This window comes from Ligilactobacillus sp. 110_WCHN, assembly GCF_030518115.1.
GTDB classification, from domain to species: Bacteria; Bacillota; Bacilli; order Lactobacillales; family Lactobacillaceae; genus Ligilactobacillus; species Ligilactobacillus aviarius_C.
The window spans coordinates 43,245-66,525 of sequence record NZ_JAULLI010000005.1; the positions used below are offsets into that span (position 1 = coordinate 43,245).

Sequence of the window (23,281 nt, forward strand, 5' to 3'; positions counted from 1 at the left end):
CACAAGGAGGAATAAAATGAAAAAAGTACATGTAATTGCTCACACTCATTGGGATTATGAATGGTATTTTTCTCGCCAAGAAGCTCGAGTTCAGTTTGCATATCATATGGATGAGGTTTTGAAAGCGTTAAAGAGTCATCAGCTGGAATATTATATGTTAGATGGACAAATGGCAATCGTCGATGATTATTTACAAACTAACCCTGATAAAAAAAATGCAATCAAGAAATACAATCGGGCTGGAAGATTACTTCTTGGACCATGGTATACCCAGATTGATGAGTTTACGACGTCAGGCGAAAGCGCAGTTCGAAATTTACAATTAGGAATGAATTTGGCAAACGAATTGGGAGAATCAATGAAAATTGGTTATTTACCTGATTCATTTGGTCAAAGTCAAGACATGCCTAAGATCTATAATGGCTTTGGAATTTATGATGCTGTTTTTTGGCGCGGACTACCATACGAGAATAAAGCGCGCGAGTTTAAATGGCGAGCAAATGATGGTTCAGAAGTATACACGGTAAATATCAAAAATGGGTATTACGTTGGCGGAGAATTAATTAATTGTCAAAATTATCAACAATTAATTAATAAAATTGCAACTGATTCACTTCACCAAAACTTAGCCTTACCGGTTGGAGGCGATCAACGAGCGGTTGATTTCAATTTAAAGGATAAGATTGAAGATGCTAATCGAAATGTTAAAAATGCCTATTTAAAAGAAAGCAGCTACCCTCAATTCTTTAGAGAGTTGAAAAGTGAAGGCAGAATTGTTCCAGTTTACCAAGGAGAATATGTTGATCCATCGGTTTCAAAAATTCATCGCGGAATTTATTCATCACGTTATGATTTGAAACAAGTATACGATCGCTTGGAGCGGGTATTAACTTATCAAGTCGAGCCTTTAATGGTTTATGCAAAGTTCTGTGGAATTTTGTCTCAAGTTGGAATTGTAAAAAGTTTATGGAAGACGGTTGCTCGAGGTCAAGCGCACGATTCAGCTGGAGGATGCAATAGTGATAAAACAAACAATGATATTTTTCATCGTGGAATTGTTGCATTACAGACCGCTAATGCGGTGCGTGACTACTTATTACGGAAGTTAAGTATTAGTGATTCAAACCGTGCCGATTTATATTTCTATAATCCGTTACCGCTCCGTGTTCAACGGGTAAATGAAGTTGAAGTAAGTACCAGTTTTCCTTATTTTGATTTAATCGATGAAGATGGAAATAAAGTCGAATATGATATTTTAAATCAACGAGTTGAAAATGCTGCTTTATTAAGGCGAAATCATGCAGAAATGGAAGATGAGAAGTATTATGTTACTCAAATTGCAGTTAGAATCGACTTAAAAGGAACAAGTTTAAGAAGAATGCAAATTAAAGAAAGACAACAGCATTCTGAAATGAAAAAGGTCCAGAAAATTCAAAATAACCGATTAAAAATTGAAATGATTGACGGAAAGCTGCGGTTGAAAGATATTAGGTCAGGAAAAAGTTATTCGAACTTTTTAACCTTTATCGACCAGGGCGATGAAGGCGATAATTATGATTATTCGCCTGCCTACAATGACTGGCAATTAAATTTGAATTTTAATGGTGCAGCGGTGAAGTGTACAGCTGGAAAAGTGGTCAGCAAAATGCAGATTAGAGGAAGTTGGCAACTCCCATCTGATTTAGAAGCCCGAAAAAATAAAGAAAAAAATAAGGAACTAAAGTATTTTGTTGAACTGACGCTTGATAAAGAAAGCTCGAAAATTGGGTTCAAAATGAAAGTCGAAAATACAGTGAAGGATCATCGATTGCGGTTGGTTATTAATACGGATTTACCGTCAGAGTACTCGTATGCTGATACTCAATTTGGAGTAATCCAACGAGATGTTATCGATCCTCATTTAGATAGTTGGAAAGAAATTGGGTACCATGAAGAACCAACTGCCTTACGGCCAATGCTTCATTTTGCAAATTTACACAATGATCAACGTAGTATAACTTTCCTAACTCATGGAATGAAATCCTATGAGGTAATCGGTGAAAAATTTGATCAACTAGCAATTACCTTATATCGATCGGTTGGCTTTTTAGGACGTCCGGATATGAAACGCCGTCCAGGAGATGCGTCGGGACTTGAACGACATGAAACGTCGACTCCAGACAGTCAATTGCAAAAAGAACTGACATTTAGTGGTGAAATTTTGTTAGACAAGCGATTTGATCCTCAAAAGATCCAACGGCAGTATTTGGTTCAGACTACTCAGAATGAATTGTATTATCAGTGCCAGGAGATAAATCGGTATGTTACACCGTTGGAATATTTCCCATGTAATCCGATCAAGCTAAGACCATTTAAAGATGAAATTAATTTACAGGATAGTGAGTGCGTATTAAGTAGTTGGAAATTAACAACAGATGAAACAGGATATGAATTAAGAATATACAATCCTGGTTCAGATCTGTGTAAAGGGGGACGATTAATTTTTAAGTCTCCTAAAACGGTAGCAAAATTAGATTTGAATGGAAAAATAAGAGAAGTTTTAGCCTCCAACGTATCTAGTTATGATATTTTAAATGTAGAGAAGGGGAAAATCATTACATTAGGAATTTTCTGAGGAGAAAAATAGTATGAATTTAGGAGTAATCGATATTGGTGGAACTACGATAAAGTGTGCGTGTTGGGTGGACCATCATTTAACTGAACGTCAAAGGTATTCAACACCATCGAACTTAACGGAATTTATGAAAGTTCTTAAAGGATATATTACTTCACTTAAGACAGTTCATAATCTTCAAGGAGTGGCAATTAGTTCACCTGGTGCAGTCAATAAGAAAACAGGAGTAATTGAAGGTGCAAGTGCGGTTCCATATATTCATAATTTTAAAATTGTTCCAGTGTTTGAAGAACTATTTGAATTACCAGTAAGTATTGAAAACGATGCAAACTGTGCTGCTTTGGCAGAGTTAAATGCCGGTGCTGGTAAAGATTGTAAGAATTTGGTTTTTCTTGTAATTGGAACAGGGGTAGGTGGAACAATTGTGATTGACCATAATATCTATTATGGAAGTCATTTATATGGCGGTGAATTTGGCTTTCAATTAGTAAAGAATCGTTCAACGTTAAGTCAAATGGGATCACCGGTAAATCTTGCACGACGTTATAATGAAAAAACTGGCGAGAAAATGACCGGAAAAGACGTTTTTGAACAGGCGTTGGCAGGGAATCAGCTTGCTAAAAAATATGTTGATGAGATGATTGATTGCATTGCAACTGCAATTTTTAATATTCAGCATTCAATCGATCCCGAAAAGATCATTATTGGTGGTGCAATTTCACAAAATAAAAAATTTATTTTAATGATTAAACAACGTTTAAGTGAAATTTGTCAGGAAATACCAATTGCAACGCTAATGCCGAATGTTGAAGCATGTCATTTTACTGGTGATGCAAATTTGAGAGGTGCAGTTGTTGACTTTGAAAAAAGTAAATTTTAATTTTTATTGGAATTAAAAAGGAAGGTGTCCCGCTTGAGACACCTTCCTTTTTAGGTATGGTTTCAATTATAATCCTTCACGCCGATTAGCTTTAATTAAATCTTTTGTTAAAGCTGGTTTGTTTTCAAGATCAGTCCGAACAACCAGGACATCACATTGAGCTGTCCGCGTTACGTATTCAGTAACGGAACCGATTAAGATCCGTTCAACGGCATTTAATCCGGTAGCACCAATCATGATCAAATCAATATTCTTTTCGTCTGGGATATCTTTTGCGATGATTACCTTTGGAGCCCCATATTCAACTGAAAAGTCAACGTTTTTCACACCGGCTTTTTTAGCTTCATCAGCATATCCACTTAATGTTTTCTTTGCCGTTTCGGTAACCTGTTCAACCATTGTGGTATCAAAACTTGAAATGTTTTGGAAAGCCCGGGTATCAACAACGTGAACGAGGTGCAACGATGTGTCTTCACCGTTCCGCTTAGCGACGTTAATGGCTTTCTTGAATGCCAATTCTGATTCATATGAACCGTCGATTGGGACTAAAATACTTTTATAACTTTGTAACATTGATAATCACCTTCCTATCCTCAACTTCATTCTACAAAATTTATCTAGAAAAAGAAAGCGAAATCATTAATTTGAGAAAAGATAAATTAACAAGGTGAAAGTCATGATGGTTGCAAGGATGACATCGATTACAATCATCCATAAAAACGGAACAAGATTTGCCATGAAACTCGTGAACAGGGTTGCAAGCCCAGCGACCATCAAACATCCGCCTAAAACAGCAAGGGTGGTTGAAAGGGACGGCTTATCAGCAGGTGTGAAAACCAGAAATTGCTTTTTCCGGTGAGTCCACAAGTATTCCCCGAGGAACAGAATGATCAAGCTTAAAATAATAACCAGAATACGCGTAATTAGTGACATTGAAATTCCTCCAACTAATCAATTTTCTTTAATTTATTATATCAAAAAAGGATGTGATTGCTCACATCCTCATTGCTCCATTAGTGCCGTTAATCGTCTCGTGTAGTTGAACCCGCAATGTTAGCAGGAACGGACCACTTAAGATGGCTTTTGGTTCTCAAGTGAAATGAGCCTGCCAGCCACCAAATATCGTGATCCTAATGTCTAAAAGTGTTCGGTCAACCTTACATTGATGAGACAATGCGTACACCATAGAAATATTCTGACAGTATCTTAACACGCTTAAAATCTTTTTTCAAATTAGAAACTACTCATTCTTTGTCGGCGGGCGTCCCTTAAATTTTTCAAGGCGGTAATACTGTTCCGCAAGGGCTTTTTCATAACGCCCGTTCTCTTTCGGAAGGTAGTAATGCCGATTTTTGATCTTGTCAGGAAGATATTGCTGTTTGACCCAGTCGTGCGGGTAGTCATGCGGATATTTGTACCCAACACCATGCCCAAGTTTTTCAGCTCCCTGATAGTGCGGATCCTTAAGCCAATCCGGAATTTCACCGTAATTTCCTTGGTGTAGGTCATCAAGGGCTTTGTCGATTGCACTGATTGCGGAGTTTGATTTGGGGGATAAGCATAAGTCAATGACTGCTTCAGCAAGCGGAATTCGGGCTTCCGGAAATCCAACTTTTTCAGCGGCAATCACGGCTGCCACGGTTCGTGCAGCCGCTTGCGGGTTCGCTAAACCAACATCTTCATATGCGATTACTAAAAGGCGGCGGGTCACGCTTGGAAGGTCGTTAGCATCGGCCATGCGTGCCAAATAATGTAAAGCGGCATCAACATCGGATCCGCGAATCGATTTTTGAAAGGCGGAAACGACATCGTAGTGGGCATCGCCATTTTTATCATGGACTAATGCTTTGCGTTGAACGCATTCCTCAGCAATTTTCAACGTAATATGGATTTCACCGTCATCGTTTGCAGGCGTCGATTTAACTGCAAGTTCAAGCGCATTCAGTGAACTGCGCAAATCACCGTGCGTCGCGTTTGCAAGGTGGTCGAGGGCGGCGTCATCAAGGACGACGTTAAATGATCCTAAGCCGTTTTTCTCATCGTGAAGCGCACGTTCTAAGGCTTGGCGAATGTCGGTTGCAGTTAACGGCTTAAGTTCAAAAATTTGAGTCCGGCTCCGAATTGCGGGATTAATTGCGATGTATGGATTTTCAGTTGTCGCTCCGATCAGAATAATCTGCCCGCTTTCAAGGTGGGGTAAAAGAAAATCCTGCTTTGGTTTGGTTAAACGATGAATTTCATCTAACATCAAAATGACGGTTCCGCTTATTTTTGCTTCAGCAACGACTTGTTCAAGCGCTTTTTTTGAATCCGTCGCGGCATTCAGTTTCCGGAAGGCATATTTAGTTGATCCGGCAATGGCGCTTGCAATGCTGGTTTTTCCCGTTCCGGGCGGTCCATAAAGAATCATTGACGAAAGCAGTTTAGCGTCGACCATCCGGCGAATAATTTTTCCGGGGCCGACCAAGTGTTGCTGCCCGACGATTTCATCAAGGTTTTGCGGGCGCATCCGGTATGCTAATGGATGAAATGCCATGATGTCATTTCCTTTCAGTAATTTTCTAGTATTATAGCACTTTTAAAGGGTACCCGTTAAACATAAAATTGAGTATAATTATAGTAAAATCAAGCATAACAGGATGAATTAACATGAAATTAGATGAAATCGGAAAAACGATCAATGAAGAAGGATTAATTGACGTTTTAAATAATTTTAAATATTCAATGAGGCAGATTTACCTTGTTGTTGATGAAAATGGCAATGCGGTCAATGACATCGCATCGATGATCGATGAAAATCAATATTTACATATTAACGGGAACCACATTGAACTTGTTCAACCGCGAGCATATCGGCTTGAACGGGTGAAACAGGAAGTTCAACTTCAATTACGTTTTTTGAAACATCAATTAGCAACCCATGGATTTAAATTGTGGCCACTGGCAGCCGACGAAAACAGTAGCATGACGATTTCGATCCAGCTTCCAGAACAGCTCTTTTTGGAACTTTATCAACGCAAATTCAAGCAATACAAGATTGATTACTATGATTTTCGAAATCAAATTTACTTGAAACTTGCTCAAGGGTTTGAATTGAGTCAGCCACTTTTAACCTACCTTACAGGATCATCGCTAGCGTTTTTTAATGATCTTGATGGGCGGACGCGGCGGTCGACCTTAACCTTTGATCTTTTAAACGGAATTCAAGATTTTCAACCGGATTTTCGGGCGGTTAAAAGTTATTTAGGAACGAAAAATGCGCTTGGCAAAGTTGCGTTTGAAGGTCAATTTGATCATCAACAGGGCATCACGGCGTTAACGCTTCGAAAATTAGACTTTAATCCGGATAGTCAATTAGGAATTGGACTGAATATTCTGAACCTGATTGATGTAATGGTTGGATACTTTTTAATGAGTGAAGGCGTGGCAAACGACCAGTTGATGGCTCAAGTTAAGGCTTCACGGGAATTAGATCTTAAAGTCGCAGCCGCAAGTCCTTTCCGGAAGATTGATGAAATGGCGAAGTTTAAGTCATTAATTGATAATTTGAATCACTTCGCGGTTGATTTTAATTACGGTGAAAATTGGAACGGAACTGTTGAAGCAATCAAAGTTAAACTGGAAGACGGAATGCAGACCTTGGCAGCACGCTTACTGCGGGAACAAGGCAGTCAGTCGCTTTTAAAGTTTCTGCTTGCAAAGACCTATGCCGGAACGACCAAAGGGCAATCATCGAAGTTATCTGCAAATTCAATGCGGATTTTACAGGCTGCATTTGAAGCAGGAATGGACTACCAGGTGATCGATAATGGCCAGGATATTGTTGAAATTAACGGTCATTATGTCTGGAACGGTTTGCAAAGCGACTTGGATCAGGCGGTAACGGCAAAACTTTGGGATAACAAAGAATTGGCAAAGCAATTGGTCGGAAACCTTGCAATTCAAATTCAACCTTCATGGAAAATCACAACGGTTGACCAGGCAATTCGGCTTTATCCGATGATTAAAGAAAAGGCCGTTGTTCTGAAAAATGCGAATGGACACTCTGATGCCCACGGAATCTTGTATCGGATGGCTCCAAGTAAGAAAGAGTTTGTTGAAAGTGTCGGGGTGATGTTGAAGCAAACTTCACAGGTTTTAATTGAACAGGTTTCAACGGGTTCAACTTACCAGGCATTGATCTTGAATGGAAAAGTTGCCAGCCTAATTGAACGGGTTCCGGAAAATGTTGTTGGTGACGGGCGGAAAACATTAAAACAATTGATTGAAAATAAAAAGTTTGAACTTGGCCGCAATGAACGGAAGACGTTAATGATGCAGGGATTGACGTTGGATCAAGTTGTTCCTCGTGGAATCCAAGTATTACTCCGTTATGATTCATTCACCGGTTCACACTTCCAAAGTGTAGATGCATTGAATGATGCGGACCAGACGTACATTCAATTACTCGAAAAGATTGCGACCCAGCTTCAAATGCGGGATGGGTTCATTGATATGATTTTTAGCAATATTTATCAACCATATTCAGAAGAACACCCTGAATTAGCGGTCTTCTTAGGCGCCCATGCAAGCGGAGCATTTCAACCGCATGAAAAAATGGCGTTGAATCAGCAACGCGATGTCGCGGCAGAAATTGTTGCCCAATTTAAATAAAGGTTTGGCGAAATGCCAAACCTTTATTTTTTATGGAATAAATCTTTTAATGAAAAACGATGCTTTGAAGGCTTTTTATCGGATACTGTTGTTGCATTGTTATCAAGCGGATAGCGCAGAGCAACATCAACGATTTCAGTATGAATGGCTTGATGAGGAGCAGCAATCACGATTGCTAAATCAGAAGCTGCGTGGGGGAGGGTCAAATCAGAACTGCAGGTAAATGCAGCGTTGGCTGAATTGGCAATTTGAATTAGCCGGCTTAACTGGTCTTGATCAACGCTGCCATTGATCGTCATCCGGTATTTAGGATGCGCTTCAAGTTCTTTTTGAATTGCCGGATAATATTTCTCGGAATTCAACTGCGCAAACGTCACGGTTAAGTCAACCCGTTCGCGAAAGGTGCCAAGATATTTGCGCTGTTCGTCAGGTTTTAATTTCGGGGTCCCATACATTCCCTTGTTGAGATGTTCTTGTAATTCATCAGTCATGGTTCAACCTCCTTTAAGTATCGTTATTATATCAGATAAAAAAAGAAGGCCGCAATTGTTGCAGCCTTCCGTTTAATAATTGATAAATTATTAAAGTTTGTTGTAGTATTCAACGATAAGTGATTCGTCGATGTTAGCATCTAATTCGTCACGTTCTGGTAAACGAACTAATGTACCTTCCATCTTGTCTTCGTCAAATGATACGAATGGAGCACGACCAACAACGGCTTCCAAAGCATCCTTAACGATTTGTAAGTTCTTTGAACGTTCACGTAATGAAATTACTTGACCTGGTTGAACTTCGTATGATGGAATATCAACGCGCTTGCCATCAACAGTGATGTGACCGTGGTTAACAAGTTGCCGTGCTTGACGACGAGTTGTTGCTAAACCTAAACGGTAAACAACATTGTCTAAGCGTTGTTCCAAAAGAATCATGAAGTTATCACCGTGTTTACCTTCACGGATCTTGCCGGCACGTTTGAATGTATTAGCAAATTGACGTTCTGTCATGCCGTACATCATACGTAACTTTTGCTTTTCACGCAATTGCATACCGTATTCTGATAACTTCCGCCGGCTTTGACCATGTTGACCTGGGGCGTATGGACGCCGTGCTAATTCTTTACCTGAGCCTGTAAGGGAGATTCCTAAACGACGTGAAACCTTCCATGATGGACCTGTATAACGAGACATAATATCGTTCCTCCAAAAATGTATTTTTTATGGAGTAAAATAACGGTGCAGACTTAGTATTCGTGCAGTTGATTTTAGACGTTCGCTTTTGCAGCCGAAAAGTTACTTGCAGAACCAAAATGGCAACCAACTGTTGACGTTCTTACCGTCTACTGCTGCATTATTTTACACAATTGCCATTGTACCGGTCTGCAGCATGAAAGTCAATGGGTGACTTTGAATTTATTTATAATTAAACATTTTAATAGGAATGCCCGTTTATATGGTATAATTATGGAGAATAAAATTAGTGGTTATTTTAAATAAGAATTGATTCAAATAATTGTACGGACGAAGGATGGGATTTTATGGTTATCTTTTTGATTTCACTAATTATTATTGCGTTAGTGATCTACTTAGGAGTGTACTTGTTTAAACGCCATAAAGCAAAGCAAATTGAGGTTTACCAAGCCAAGGTAAATGAAATCACGGAAAATTCACTCGAAAAGGAGCTGGCTGAAATCAGCAAGTTGAATTTATCGGGTGACAGTTTAACGGAATTTGAAAAGGTTGATAAGGACTACCGCGAGATCGTCAACCGCAAGCTTCCTGAAATTTCAGAATTGTTGAATGATTTGCGTGAGCTGAATCAGCATTATCAATTTGGACGGACCAACCATGAATTGAAAGATGTTGACGAAAAGTTAAGCGGAACGGCTGCTCAATTTGAAAAAATCAAAGAAGAATTGAAGAATATCCGCAAAGTCACGGAAGAACATCAAAAAGCGGTTGAAGAATTAAGCGAAAAGTATAAGGACCTTCGGAAAACGCTTCTTGCCAAGAGCTTTTCATTTGGCCCAAGCAGCGACAAACTTGAAGAACAGCTTGGCGAATTGGAACAACAATTCAATGATTATACGAAGTTGATGGAAAGCGGCGATTACGTCAAATCAGCTAAACCACTTTCAGATTTGCAAGATGCAACTGCTGAAATGGAAGAAAAGGTTGAAAAGATTCCGCCAATTTTTAAAAACTTGAAGAGCGTCTTTCCTGATCAACTTAAAGAGTTAAACAGTGCGGTTGATCAGTTGTTAAAAGAAAAGTATGTTTTCCACGAAGATTTAAAAAAGAAGCTTGCTGACATCCAAAAGATGGTTGATAAGAACTTCGAAAACTTAAAGAAGGTTGATTTGAAGAATGCCACCAAGCTGGATGAAAAGCTCACAACGGAGATCGACAAGGTTTATGATGAGATTGATCAAGAATACCGGGCACGCAAGGTTGTTGAAAAGAATTACAACTATTATCAAGACTTTGTTGAACATGCTGAACGCCAAGAACATGAATTACTGATCGATTTGGATCGGTTATCTCAAAATTACGAATTAACGCATAATGAATTTGAGGATGCTCATGACCTTCAAGTTCAAATTCAAGCAATTCGGAAAGACTTTGATAGCTTTACGAAACAGCGCTCAGAAGGCGTGATCTATTCCGATGAATTGAAACGGCAAAAAGATAACATTGATAAGCTGACAAAGATTGAAAAGAAGCAAAAAGAAATCAATGACGGGGTTTCAAATCTTTGGAAAGAAGAAAAGGAAGCCCAAAAGGCTGTCCAAGGATTCGACCTTGAAATTCACCGGATGCGCCGGGATGTTGAGAAGTTGAATTTACCTGGGCTTTCACGGGAGTATACGGATTACTTCTTTAAGGTGAGCGATGAAATCGAAAACCTTGATGATGCACTTGGTCAAATTCAAATCAATATGGATGAAATCACGAAGGCATTGATCAATACGCAATCTGATTTAGATGTTTTAGGTGATAAGACCAAAGAAATCATTGATTGTGCAACGTTATCTGAAGAATTCTTACAGTATGCCAACCGTTACCGGACCCGGTATCCGGAAGTTGAAGAAGCATACAAGAAGGCAAGTCAACTATTCAATAAAGAATACAATTACGTTGATGCACTTGATACGATTTCAAATGCAGTTGAAGAGGTTGAACCGGGAGCATATAAACGAATTACCGACGATTATGAATCACGGGAACAGGCTCAACGGCAATATCCAATGAATTAAAAAATTGCGGCAGATGCCGCAATTTTTTTGTTGGAAGATGAGGGGATAATCGGTTGAGTCAAGCTCGTTTTTCTCTTTACAAAAAATTAGTAAGATGATTAAATTAGTTACGAGTCGTACCAGAATAAATGTAAATAAAATTTTAACGGAAAGGATAATTCGATGATATATTTTGATAACAGTGCAACCACCAAAATGGATCCGTCAGTTTTGCAAACGTATGACGCGGTTTGTCAAAATATCTGGGGAAATTCATCATCACTTCATTCGTGGGGCGAAAAAGCTTTTAATCTCCTTGAACAGTCACGGAAGCAAATTGCTGATTTGATGGATTGTTATCCGGATGAGATCTATTTTACAAGTGGCGGAACGGAAAGCGATAATTGGGCAATTAAGGGAACCGCAATGGAAAAACGCCCATACGGAAAGCACATTATTACGTCAAGCGTTGAACATGCCGCTGTCATGAATAGCATGAAACACCTTGAAAAAATGGGCTTTGATGTAACTTATCTGCCGGTCGATGATGAAGGCCGGGTTTCACCCGAAGACGTGCGCAAGGCAATTCGGAAAGATACGATTTTAGTTTCAATTATGGCAATTAATAACGAAATTGGAACGATTCAGCCAATTGAAGAAATTGCTGAAATTTTAAATGATTATCCGAAGATTCATTTTCACGTTGATTCTGTTCAAGCAATTGGCAAAGGGGTCGAAAAGCTGATTCGGAATCCGCGGGTCGATTTTCTTGCATTTTCAGGCCACAAATTTCATGCGCCGCGTGGAACAGGCTTTATGTACAAAAAGCGCGGCCGGATGGTTCAACCACTGATCGACGGCGGTGGCCAGGAAAAGAATTTACGGGGTGGAACGGAAAACTTGCCAGCAATTGCTGGAATGGCCAAGGCTCTTCGGCTTTTGATGGAAGATGAAGATCAAAAAGTCGCTCATCAACGGGCAATTAAAGATCGAATCTATCAGCATATCAGCCAATTTGATAAAGTGCATATTTTCTCAAAGAATGATGAAACGTTTGCACCGCACATTTTATGCTTCACAATTGATGGCGTTCGCGGTGAATCGATCGTGCATGCATTTGAAAAATATGATATCTATATTTCAACGACAAGTGCTTGTTCATCAAAGAAGGGTGACATTGCGGGAACATTAGCTGCAATGAAAGTCCCTGAAAAGATTGCAACGTCAGCGGTCCGGGTTAGTCTTGATGAACATAATACGCTTGAAGAGGCGGATGAATTCAATCGCGTTTTCGATAAGTTATATGAAGAATTTAAAATGATCAACTCATAATGGAGGACTTTGATGCAGTATTCAGAAATTATGGTTCGCTACGGTGAACTTTCAACGAAAGGAAAGAACCGCAAAAATTTTATTGATCGGTTAGGATACAATGTTCGCCAAGCATTGCATGAATTTCCAAATTTAAAAATTGCGGCCCATCGTGATCGGATGCATATCCAATTAAACGGTGAAGATTCAGAAAAAGTAATGGCTCGGTTAGGACAAGTTTTTGGAATTCAAAACTTTTCGCCATCTGTAAAAGTTGAACGAGATGTTAAAAAAGTTCAAGCAATGGCGATCGAAATGATGAAGGAAAAATATCATCCCGGATTAACGTTTAAGATCAATACCCGGCGTTCAGATCATAAGTTTAAGTATGACACAAATGCGATGAATGATCTTTTAGGCGGCACGATTTTACAGGCCTTTGATGATATTCACGTTAAAATGAAAGATCCAGATGTAACTTTGAGATGTGAAGTCCGGCCGGATGGAATTTTCCTATCATACGGAAAAATCAATGGTGCTGGCGGCTTGCCGGTTGGAACGGCAGGCAAGGCAATGTTGATGTTATCTGGCGGAATCGACTCACCAGTTGCGGGTTACCTTGCAATGAAGCGGGGAGTTGCCATTGAAATGGTCCACTTTTTTAGCCCGCCATATACCAGTGAACAAGCATTGAATAAGGCAAAGCAATTAACTGCCAAATTGGCACCGTATGTTGGAACAATCAAGTTTATTCAGGTTCCGTTTACGGAAATTCAAGAAACGATCAAACATGAAGTCCCAGAAGGATACTTAATGACGATTCAACGGCGCTTTATGTTGCGGTTAGCCGAAAAGATTGCCAAGATGCGGAAAGGCCTTGCCATTTTTAACGGTGAAGCCTTAGGCCAAGTTGCGTCACAAACGCTTGAAAGTATGGCAGCAATCAACGATGTTACCACAATGCCGGTTTTGCGGCCAGTTCTTTCAATGGATAAAAATGAAATCATTGAAATTGCTCAAAAAATCGACACGTTTGACTTATCGATCCAACCATTTGAAGACTGCTGTACCGTCTTTGCACCACCAGCTCCAAAGACTAAACCGCGAATTGATCGGGCACGTCAATATGAAGAACGATTAGATGTTGATGGCTTGATTCAACGGGCACTGGATGGCATTCAAATTACTGAAATCAACAGTTCAGATGAATTTATGAACGCAAATGAAGAAAGCTTTGCTGAACTCCTGTAATCTGCTTGACGATTATTGAATTGCAGATTAGAATACAACTATAAGCAGAGAACAAGAGGAATATTCGATGTTCATTTTACAGAGAAGACGGAGGTTGCGAAAGTCAAAATGGACCGGATATTTGTAGCTTGGGAGCTGTTATTCTGAACGGATATTAAGAATAACCGGACTGGCTGACAGTTCGTTATCATCAATCAGCTAAGCGGAAAGTGAATTAGTTCACTTTCAATTTAGGTGGTACCACGGCATTGTCGTCCTATGTGACGGCAATGCTTTTTTATATCCGCCAGTAAAAATTTAAAAGTGAAAGGAATCGACCGATGAGAGAAATCGATATGTCAACCAAGTACGATCCAAAAGAAGTTGAACCGGGTCGTTACGAAAAATGGGTTAAAGATGGCGCTTTTAAGCCAAGTGGCGATAAAAAGGCTAAGCCGTATTCAATTGTTATTCCTCCGCCAAATGTTACCGGAAAGCTGCATTTAGGCCATGCATGGGATAACACGTTACAAGATATGCTGATTCGGCAAAAGCGGATGCAAGGTTACGACACATTATGGGTTCCAGGAACTGACCACGCGGGAATTGCAACCCAAGCAAAAGTTGAAGCCCAATTGCGTGAAGAAGGCGTTACCCGTTACGACCTTGGCCGTGAAAAGTTTGTGGAAAAGGTTTGGGATTGGGTTCACGAATACAGTGACATTATCCACAAACAGTGGGCAAAGATGGGAATCTCTGTTGATTATGACCGCGAACGGTTTACTTTAGACGATGGATTATCAAAGGCTGTTCGGAAAGTCTTTGTTGATTTATACAATAAAGGCTTGATCTACCGGGGCGAATACATCATTAACTGGGATCCGCAAGCCCGGACTGCCTTATCGGATATTGAAGTTATCCACCAAGATGACGAAGGCGCATTTTACCACGTTAAATATCCATTTGTTGATGAAGACTACACCTTCAACGGCAAACACTACATTGAAATTGCAACGACCCGTCCGGAAACAATGTTTGGGGACGTTGCGGTTGCGGTTAACCCAAGTGATGAACGGTACAAGGAATTAGTCGGCAAGGAAGTTGTATTGCCGCTCCAAGGACGGCACATTCCAATCATTGCTGATCAATACGTTGATCCAGAATTTGGAACCGGAATGGTTAAAATCACTCCTGCCCACGACCCGAACGACTTTAAGGTTGGTAACCGGCATAACTTGAAGCGCATCAACACAATGAATGAAGATGCAACGATGAATGAAAATGCTGGCAAGTATGAAGGCATGGATCGTTTTGAAGCCCGGAAGGCAATCGTTAAGGATCTTCAAGATGAAGGTTACATGTTGAAGATCGAACCAATCGTTCACAGTGTTGGTCACTCAGAACGGACCGGAGTTCAAGTTGAAGCCCGGTTGTCAACGCAATGGTTCGTTAAGATGAAGCCGTTAGCTGAAATGGCATTGAAGAACCAAAAAGATGGCGACAAGGTCAACTTTGTTCCAAAGCGGTTTGAACATACCTGGAACCAATGGATGGAAAACATTCACGACTGGGTTATCTCACGTCAATTATGGTGGGGTCACCGGATTCCAGCATGGTATAACAAGCAAACCGGCGAAACATATGTTGGTATGGAAGCTCCTGAAGATGCCGAAAACTGGGAACAAGATCCAGATGTTTTAGATACATGGTTCAGTAGTGCATTATGGCCATTTTCAACAATGGGTTGGCCAGATACGGACGCCGAAGACTTTAAGCGTTACTTCCCAACAAGTACTTTGGTTACAGGATACGATATCATCTTCTTCTGGGTATCACGGATGATTTTCCAAAGCCTTGAATTTACTGGCAAGACACCGTTTAAGAACGTTGTTTTGCACGGCTTGATTCGGGATGAACAAGGCCGGAAGATGAGTAAGTCACTTGGAAACGGAATCGATCCAATGGACGTCATCGATAAGTATGGAACGGACGCATTACGGTGGTTCTTAACAACTGGTTCAACGCCAGGTCAAGATATTCGCTTCTCATACCAAAAGATGGATGGCGCATGGAACTTTATTAACAAGATTTGGAATGCCAGCCGGTTCGTAATCATGAACCTTGATGAAGATACCAAGGCTGAATTACCCCCGAAGGAAGAATGGCAATTAGCTGATAAATGGATCATCAGCCGGTTGAACGACACAGTCAAAGATGTTATTCACTTCTTTGATACCTTTGAATTTGGTGAAGCTGGCCGGGCAATGTACAACTTTATCTGGAATGATTTCTGTGATTGGTACATTGAAATGGCTAAGGAAAACTTGAATGGTTCTGATGAAAAATTAAAGAAGAACACCCAAGCAATTCTTTGCTACGTGCTTGACCAAACATTACGGCTCCTTCACCCGGTAATTCCATTTGTAACCGAAAAGATCTGGTTAACGATGCCGCATGAAGGCAAATCAATTGTGGTTGCAAAGTATCCTGAGGTTCACGCTGAATTTGATGATCAAGATGCTGAACGGCAAATGGAAAACTTGATCGAATTGATCAAGTCTGTTCGGAACAGTCGGGCAGAGGTAAATGCTCCAATGTCATCAGCAATTGATATTTTAATTAAGACTAAGGACGACGAAACCAAGAAGATCTTCGAAGACAATGTTGATTACATTCAACGTTTCTGTCATCCAAAGCACTTAGAGATCAATGCGGATGTTGAAGCCCCTGCATTAGCAATGACATCGGTGATCACCGGGGCCGAAGTTTACTTGCCGCTTGCTGATTTGATCGACTTGAACGAAGAAATCAAACGGCTTCAAGGAGAAGCAGCTAAACTTGAAAAAGAAGTTGCGCGCGGTGAAAAGAAACTGGGCAATGAAAAGTTTGTTGCAAATGCACCAGAAGCAGTGGTTGGCAAAGAACGTGAAAAACTTGCGAACTACAAGGAAAAACTTGCATCAACTAATGATCGGATCAGCCAATTACAAGCTGAATTGGATAAATAATTTGAAAGAGAAGATTGAAGTTCAATCTTCTCTTTTTATATAATGAAGGAAATGATACAAGAAGGGGATTCAGCGTGAAACAGTTAACTTATCAGGATGCCTTGGCGTTTATTCATGGTCGGACGAAATTCAAAAAGATTCCGACGCTTGATCGAATGCGCGATTTTTGCAAGCGGTTAGGTGATCCGCAACAAAAACTTAAGATGATTCATGTAACGGGGACCAATGGAAAGGGGTCAACGACGGCTTACATTCGACAACTTTTAATTGAAAACGGATTTAAGGTTGGTTCGTTTACCTCACCATTCATTATCAAGTTCAATGACCGCATTTGCATTAACGGTGAAATGATTCCGGATGATGATTTAGTTCAAATAGTAAGTGAAATTCAGCCAGTTGTTGCGCAAATGGATAATGATTGGGCAAACCGTGGCGGCGGGCCGACCGAATTTGAAATCGATACGGCAATTATGTTCAAGTATTTTGCAGAACAACAAGTTGATTACGCGGTAATTGAAGTTGGACTAGGTGGAACATATGATTCAACAAATGTTATCCAGCCATTGGTATCGGTTATTACTGGAGTAGCGGAGGACCATTTAAAGTATCTTGGTCCGACATTGCAAGACGTTGCCCGAAATAAAGCGGGAATAATTAAACAGGATACGCCGGTGGTGGTTGCTGATCTGCCAGATGACCTTTTGGCAGTCATTACGGAAAAAGCCCAGCGGATGAATGCTCCCGTATATAAGGTTAATGACCAAATCAAGACAACGTTGTTACCCAATAACGGTTGGGGTGAAAATTTTAATTATGATTTTGGCGAAAATCATCTTAAAAATCTGCATCTTGAAATGATGGGGGATTACCAAGTTTCGAATGCGGCTTTGGCAATTACGGCAGTTGAGCTGCTGGCTGAAAGCGAACATTGGAATTTGCAAGATGCAGATGTTAAGCGGGCGCTTGCCCAAACGAGGTGGCCCGGAAGGTTTGAACGCGTAAATGAATTACCGCTGATTGTTTTAGACGGAGCGCATAACATTCAGGCAGTCAAAAAGATTGCAAAACTATTAAAGGACCGGTTCCATGATCGGCAGATTCACATCATTACGTCAATTTTGGCTGATAAGCAACCGAAAGAGATGTTGACGGAACTGTTGGAATTGGCAAACGTTGAAATCACGGTGACCCGTTTCAATAGTCCACGCCCGGTCATCAATCCGCAAAAGGTTAAAGACGAATTTCCGCAAGTGAATGTTGCTGCCCAGTGGCAACAGGCGTTGGTTGATACGGTCCAAACGATGGATGAAAATGATATTTTGCTGTTTACCGGATCGCTTTACTTTATTTCAGAAGTGCGCCATTACTTTGTAAATGATGAGGAGAATGAAAATGAAAATTGATGCAATGATCTTTGATATGGATGGGGTCGTATACGATTCTGAAAAGATGTATTTTGCTGCTGACCAAAAAGCAGCTCAAAAATTGGGATTTGAATTCACATTTGATTACTATAAACAGTTTATTGGTGGCGGCTATGACCTAATGTATAACCAGATGGTCGCAGATTACGGCGATCCTGAATTGATCAAACGCTTTTTGGAATTAAGCCGGGATGAAATCCTTCCGGTCGTAAAAGAAGGAATGTTGAAATTTAAACCGGGTTTCTTAGATTTAGCTCGCTATTTAGAAGATCATCATATTCCATATGGATTGGCCTCGAGCAATTATCGGGAAGATATTGATTTTTACCTTAAAGAAACGAATTTTGAAAACCGATTCGATTTTATTGTTTCAGCGAATGATGTTCAAAAGTCCAAACCTTCACCGGCAATTTTCTTAAAAGCATGGGAAAAGGCGGGGCGGCCAGACAAAGAAAAGACGATCATCATTGAAGATTCAACCAATGGAATCAAGGCGGCTAACCGGGCTGAAATCCCAGTGATTATGGTGCCGGATTATATTCAACCGGAAGAATTTGAACGGAAACACACGTTAACGATTCAACCGGACTTAAATGCGGTGATTGATTTTATTAAAGATTAAAAAACACCTCCATTTGCGAATTTGTAAATGGAGGTGTTTTTGAATGACGTTAACCAATCAAATTCGAGCTGATTATTTAGAAAAGCAGATCAAACGTTATGGAGCAACTAAGTTAAGTGACCGGGAACTATTTGGACTTTTACTTTCGCAGTTTTGTGCGCCGCGAAAGGTTTCGCAACTGACAGATCAATTTTTTACAGAAAATTTTGATTTGACCCACATTAGTTACCTGACTGCAACCGATTGGGAAAGATACTTTAATAATCAAACAAAAGCGATAAGGATGCAGGTGGTCTGCGAGTTTGTAAAGCGATGTCGGCAGCGGCCACCGCTTGTTTTAGGACAAGTCGGTTCCAGTCAAATGATTGGAAACCATTTAATTGAAAAATTGAAATTTAACCGGCAAGAGGTCCTTTATGGCGTGCTATTGGATACGAAAAATCAGATCATTCATGAGAAAGAAATCTTTAAGGGAACGCTTGATAGTGCCACGGTTCATCCCCGCGAAATTTTTCAGTTAGCAATTCAGTTTACGGCGGCACGAATCATTATTGCGCATAACCATCCCAGTGGAAAACCGGAGCCATCAAAAAACGACCAGTTACTAACTGATCGTTTGGTGAAGTGTGGTGAGCTTTTAGGAATTGAATTGCTCGACCACATTATTATTGGTAAAAATAATTACTTCAGTTTTCGGGAAGCGCAATTAATTTAAAAGATTCCCTTCGCCAAGTTGTATGTCCCGGCGAGCAGCATTACGATGTAGGCGATTTTGCGAACGGTTTTCATTGAAATCCGTTGTAAAATTTTCGTTCCAACAAAAGTTCCAACCAAGCAACCGATGATTCCGAAAAGGGCGAGGATGCCGATTTTTGAAGATAAGTGAATGCAGAGGATGTCTTCGGTCACCATCGCAATCGAAGTTAAAAAGAAAAATGTTTGGATTGTTGCTTGGTATGTAACCGGATCATCAATGACGGAATCGTAGTAAGCAACCATTGGCGGGCCGCCGACCGCAAACATTCCGCCGGTAAATCCGCTGACCGCGCCGACACCGAGTTCAGCCCAAATATTCTTCTTTAGTCGAACTTTTGGCGCAATTAAAATTAAGTAAATCGCGAGGATCCAAAGAAAAATTCCAAGAAGAACCGCCATTGTTTTTGATGAGAAGCCAACCATCAGATGGATTCCAAGATATGAAGTAAAAAATGAAATAATAGCGGGGGCAATGATCAATTGCCATTGAATCTTTTTGAAATATTTAATAATAATTGAGATTTGTAAAAACATACATGTAATAATTGAAATAAAAGTTGCATAACGATAGGCAACAATCATTGAAACGAGCGGAACAAAGAGAGAGCCAAATCCAAAACCACCAGTTGTTTGAATAATTGCTGCACAAAATCCGATAAGTGTGATGAAAATAATGCTGGTCATTTGTTTTCTCCTTTAAAATGATGCTTCCATTATATCATTAACCATTTCTTGTTTATCAAAATTTGATATGATAGAATTTTGTTGCGTAAAGAAAGAAGGTCAATCATGTTAACGGGAACAGTTCATCAGTTTAATAAACAAAAAGGATACGGTTTTATTACCCCGGATGATCGGGGAAAAGATCTATTTGTTCATTTTTCAGCAATTATCACTCCGGGCTTTAAGACCCTTGATGAAGGACAACGGGTTCAGTTTGTCGAAATTGAAGGTAAACGGGGAATGCAAGCTGTCGAAGTTGAACCGTTGAATGGCGAACTGAACGATTGATTTTAGTGCTATTTAATTAATTTTAACTGTGGTATAATTTTACTAAATATTAAATTAAGCGGACGAAGGGATGAGAAAGAGTGTTCGGATTTGGTGCAAGAAATATTGGAATCGACCTTGGAACAGCGAACACAATTGTTTTTTCAGAAGGAAAGGGCATTGTATTACGTGAACCATCAGTGGTTGCAAAGAACACAAAGACAGACGAAATCGTTTCCGTTGGCTCAGAAGCACGCGCAATGATTGGAAGAACGCCAGCAAGCATTGTTGCGATTCGCCCAATGAAAGATGGGGTAATTGCCGACTATGATACGACGGTTTCAATGATGAAATACTATATTGATAAATCACTTGAACCTCATTCAGGCCGGCCAGACGTAATGGTTTGTGTGCCAAGTGGAGTAACTGAAGTTGAAAAGCGGGCCGTGATCGATGCAACGAAGGTCGCAGGGGCAAAGGATGCATATGTAATTGAAGAACCGTTTGCAGCTGCGATCGGTGCCGGCCTTCCTGTAATGGATCCAACCGGAAGTATGGTTGTTGATATCGGTGGTGGAACAACGGACGTTGCAACGATCTCATTAGGCGGGATCGTATCAAGCCGCTCGATTCGCATGGCTGGAGACAAGCTTGATGAGGCAATCACAGCATATGTGCGGCAACATTATAATTTGTTGATCGGTGAACGAACAGCTGAACAATTGAAGATCGACGTTGCTTCAGCTTCAGTTGAGGCTGCTAAAGAATTAGATAGTCAAAGCGTTCGGGGTCGTGACTTAATTAGCGGGTTGCCGCAAACGGTTGAAATTAAGCCTGAAGATGTTGCGAAGGCAATTCAAGAAGTTGTTCAAGCAATTATTACAGCAATCAAGGAAACGTTGGAAGAAACTTCTCCTGAAATTGCTGCCGATGTTATTGATCACGGAATTGTGTTAACTGGTGGCGGAGCACAATTAAGACATTTACCAGAAGTTATTTCAGAAGCAACGAAGGTTCCAGTATTTGTTGCCTCAGAACCACTAGATTGTGTTGCCATTGGTACAGGTGAATCATTAAAGAATATTGATGTAATGAAGAAATAACATGGCAATTAAAAATCGTATCATCGCGGGTTAAAATGATACGGTTTTTATTTTGAGGAGGATTTTAAATGCAAAAACCATTTTTCAATAAGAAACTTGTTATTACAATGGTATCGTTAATTATCGCGTTCTTATTGATTGCATTTTCAATTTTTGTTCGGAATGATCGTTCGACCCCTTCCTTTATTCAAAATATTGGGAATAGTGCTGCCGGAGTCGTTGATAAGGTTGTAAATGCTCCAGTTGAGGGAATTTCACGGATGACGGGTTCTGTTTCAAATTTGACGGATACATACCAAGAAAATGTGCAGTTGAAAAAGAAGTTGGATTCAATGAATGCCCTTCAAGTTGAAAATGAAACTTTAAAGCAAGAAAATAAGCAATTAAAGCAACAGTTATCATTGAATAAAAGCTTGACATCATATACTGATATTTTGACCTATGTTATTTCGCGTTCACCTTCGACCTGGCAAAACCAAATTGTAATCAGCAAAGGATCAAATGCAGGAATTACCAAGGGCTCAGCCGTTGTTTCTGATAAAGGGTTGATTGGCCGCGTTATGGAAGTTAATAGGAATAATAGTAAGGTCGAATTGGTAACAACCCAGGATGATGCGGCTGACCGGTTTGCAGTTCAATTGATTGATAATAATGGGCAGACTGTAAACGGCTTGATCACGGGTTATGATACGGATACAAACTTATTGGTCATGGGGCAAATTACTTCAAAGGAAAATGTAAAGAAGGGAACCCAAGTCATTACCTCTGGTTTAGGCGGAACGACGCCTAAAGGATTATTTGTCGGGACGGTCGAAAAGGTCGTTAACCAACAAGCAGGACTTCCAACCAAGATTTACATTAAGCCGGCAGCTGACATGACGAACTTAAACGTTGTAACGGTTGCGAAACGGCAAGATTAGAGGTGCACTATGCGAATTCCTAAAATGAGATACATCTTTCCACTCGGATTGATTCTTGCAATTTTTTTGGATGGAACGTTGACGCACGTTTGGTCAGGGTGGATGATCACCCCAACGACGTTTGTTGAATGCCGGACGGTCTTCCTATGGATCTTTATGGCGGTTTGTTTTGGCGAAGTGGATCACATCATTCCGTGGGCGATTTTTGCAGGCTTGATGTACGACATGTTTTATACCGGCATAATTGGAGTTTTCTTAGTTCTTTTTCCGTTAATGATTTATATTACACGGTGGATTATGCAATACTTTGAACCTTCATTTATTGTATTGCTGTTAATTTATTTAATTGATATTACCGTTTTAACGGCTCTTTCATATGGAATGAATTTGATCGTTGGGCAGACGTCAGTGTCGATCGTTGATTTTATCGGAAGAACTTTAGGACCGACTTTGGCATTTAACTTAGCATTGTATGTGGTTTTATATTACCCACTTAAAAAACTTTTTCTCAAATATTCATAGTAATTAAAAGAGGTGA

Annotated in this window: 20 protein-coding genes and 1 other annotated feature; of the genes, 14 read left to right on the forward strand and 6 right to left on the reverse strand. The window is 40.1% G+C overall.

Going from position 1 to position 23,281, the window contains the following annotated elements; all coding sequences use genetic code 11:
• Nucleotides 1-16: 16 nt before the first annotated feature.
• Both Q3C15_RS02905 and Q3C15_RS02910 read left to right on the forward strand, forming a co-directional pair.
• Nucleotides 17-2,614 carry a glycoside hydrolase family 38 C-terminal domain-containing protein gene (locus Q3C15_RS02905; protein ID WP_283598948.1) on the forward strand — a complete coding sequence of 866 codons (2,598 nt, stop codon included), beginning with the start codon at nt 17-19 and terminating at the stop codon, nt 2,612-2,614.
• Nucleotides 2,615-2,627: 13 nt separating this feature from the next.
• A complete protein-coding gene (locus Q3C15_RS02910; RefSeq protein ID WP_283598949.1) occupies nt 2,628-3,494 on the forward strand; it encodes an ROK family protein in 867 nt (288 codons plus the stop codon).
• Nucleotides 3,495-3,560: 66 nt separating this feature from the next.
• Here the strand turns inward: Q3C15_RS02910 and Q3C15_RS02915 are convergent, their stop codons facing one another.
• From Q3C15_RS02915 to Q3C15_RS02925, 3 genes are all read right to left on the reverse strand, one after another.
• On the reverse strand, nt 3,561-4,067 hold the full coding sequence (locus Q3C15_RS02915) for a universal stress protein (RefSeq protein ID WP_057827693.1): 507 nt from the start codon (nt 4,065-4,067) through the stop codon (nt 3,561-3,563).
• Between the two features lie 66 nt (nt 4,068-4,133).
• The gene (locus tag Q3C15_RS02920) at nt 4,134-4,427 is read right to left on the reverse strand and encodes a hypothetical protein (RefSeq protein WP_278851715.1); all 294 of its coding nucleotides are present in this window, start codon (nt 4,425-4,427) and stop codon (nt 4,134-4,136) included.
• A 307-nt stretch (nt 4,428-4,734) separates the two neighbouring features.
• Complete coding sequence (locus Q3C15_RS02925; protein WP_278851714.1) at nt 4,735-6,030, reverse strand: replication-associated recombination protein A; 1,296 nt, start codon at nt 6,028-6,030, stop codon at nt 4,735-4,737.
• Nucleotides 6,031-6,143: 113 nt separating this feature from the next.
• Here Q3C15_RS02925 and Q3C15_RS02930 point away from each other — a divergent pair, with 113 nt between their 5' ends.
• Entirely contained in the window at nt 6,144-8,147 is a 2,004-nt protein-coding gene (locus tag Q3C15_RS02930) for a hypothetical protein (protein WP_289554526.1), read from the forward strand.
• Nucleotides 8,148-8,170: 23 nt separating this feature from the next.
• Here the strand turns inward: Q3C15_RS02930 and Q3C15_RS02935 are convergent, their stop codons facing one another.
• On the reverse strand, nt 8,171-8,638 hold the full coding sequence (locus Q3C15_RS02935) for a YueI family protein (RefSeq protein WP_278851712.1): 468 nt from the start codon (nt 8,636-8,638) through the stop codon (nt 8,171-8,173).
• A 90-nt stretch (nt 8,639-8,728) separates the two neighbouring features.
• On the reverse strand, nt 8,729-9,334 hold the full coding sequence (rpsD, locus tag Q3C15_RS02940; protein ID WP_057827697.1) for a 30S ribosomal protein S4: 606 nt from the start codon (nt 9,332-9,334) through the stop codon (nt 8,729-8,731).
• A 347-nt stretch (nt 9,335-9,681) separates the two neighbouring features.
• Here rpsD and ezrA point away from each other — a divergent pair, with 347 nt between their 5' ends.
• From ezrA to radC, 7 genes are all read left to right on the forward strand, one after another.
• Nucleotides 9,682-11,400, forward strand: a complete 1,719-nt coding sequence (gene ezrA, locus Q3C15_RS02945; RefSeq protein ID WP_289554527.1) for a septation ring formation regulator EzrA — start codon at nt 9,682-9,684, stop codon at nt 11,398-11,400.
• Nucleotides 11,401-11,562: 162 nt separating this feature from the next.
• A complete protein-coding gene (locus tag Q3C15_RS02950; protein ID WP_278851709.1) occupies nt 11,563-12,711 on the forward strand; it encodes a cysteine desulfurase family protein in 1,149 nt (382 codons plus the stop codon).
• Between the two features lie 12 nt (nt 12,712-12,723).
• A complete protein-coding gene (thiI, locus tag Q3C15_RS02955) occupies nt 12,724-13,941 on the forward strand; it encodes a tRNA uracil 4-sulfurtransferase ThiI (RefSeq protein ID WP_064208479.1) in 1,218 nt (405 codons plus the stop codon).
• 38 nt (nt 13,942-13,979) lie between these two features.
• Nucleotides 13,980-14,203: a binding site (T-box leader), on the forward strand.
• 58 nt (nt 14,204-14,261) lie between these two features.
• Nucleotides 14,262-16,928 (forward strand): valine--tRNA ligase, encoded by a 2,667-nt coding sequence (locus Q3C15_RS02960; RefSeq protein ID WP_289554528.1) that lies wholly within the window; start codon nt 14,262-14,264, stop codon nt 16,926-16,928.
• A 74-nt stretch (nt 16,929-17,002) separates the two neighbouring features.
• Complete coding sequence (locus Q3C15_RS02965) at nt 17,003-18,331, forward strand: folylpolyglutamate synthase/dihydrofolate synthase family protein (RefSeq protein WP_289554529.1); 1,329 nt, start codon at nt 17,003-17,005, stop codon at nt 18,329-18,331.
• Nucleotides 18,321-18,974 carry an HAD family phosphatase gene (locus Q3C15_RS02970; RefSeq protein ID WP_204778878.1) on the forward strand — a complete coding sequence of 218 codons (654 nt, stop codon included), beginning with the start codon at nt 18,321-18,323 and terminating at the stop codon, nt 18,972-18,974. The genes Q3C15_RS02965 and Q3C15_RS02970 overlap by 11 nt, the downstream gene beginning before the upstream one ends.
• A 43-nt stretch (nt 18,975-19,017) precedes the next feature.
• Complete coding sequence (gene radC / locus Q3C15_RS02975; protein ID WP_204778877.1) at nt 19,018-19,689, forward strand: DNA repair protein RadC; 672 nt, start codon at nt 19,018-19,020, stop codon at nt 19,687-19,689.
• Here radC and Q3C15_RS02980 read toward each other — a convergent pair.
• Nucleotides 19,686-20,414, reverse strand: coding sequence for a sulfite exporter TauE/SafE family protein (locus Q3C15_RS02980; protein WP_204778876.1), 729 nt, complete (start codon nt 20,412-20,414; stop codon nt 19,686-19,688). The genes radC and Q3C15_RS02980 overlap by 4 nt on opposite strands.
• Before the next feature lie 105 nt (nt 20,415-20,519).
• Between Q3C15_RS02980 and Q3C15_RS02985 the strand changes: the two genes are divergently transcribed.
• From Q3C15_RS02985 to mreD, 4 genes are all read left to right on the forward strand, one after another.
• A complete protein-coding gene (locus tag Q3C15_RS02985; protein ID WP_204778875.1) occupies nt 20,520-20,741 on the forward strand; it encodes a cold-shock protein in 222 nt (73 codons plus the stop codon).
• A gap of 80 nt (nt 20,742-20,821) precedes the next feature.
• Nucleotides 20,822-21,823, forward strand: coding sequence for a rod shape-determining protein (locus tag Q3C15_RS02990; RefSeq protein WP_057906842.1), 1,002 nt, complete (start codon nt 20,822-20,824; stop codon nt 21,821-21,823).
• A 68-nt stretch (nt 21,824-21,891) separates the two neighbouring features.
• On the forward strand, nt 21,892-22,743 hold the full coding sequence (gene mreC / locus Q3C15_RS02995; RefSeq protein WP_302704005.1) for a rod shape-determining protein MreC: 852 nt from the start codon (nt 21,892-21,894) through the stop codon (nt 22,741-22,743).
• A 9-nt stretch (nt 22,744-22,752) separates the two neighbouring features.
• Nucleotides 22,753-23,265, forward strand: a complete 513-nt coding sequence (mreD, locus tag Q3C15_RS03000) for a rod shape-determining protein MreD (RefSeq protein WP_204778873.1) — start codon at nt 22,753-22,755, stop codon at nt 23,263-23,265.
• The last annotated feature ends 16 nt before the right edge of the window (nt 23,266-23,281 follow it).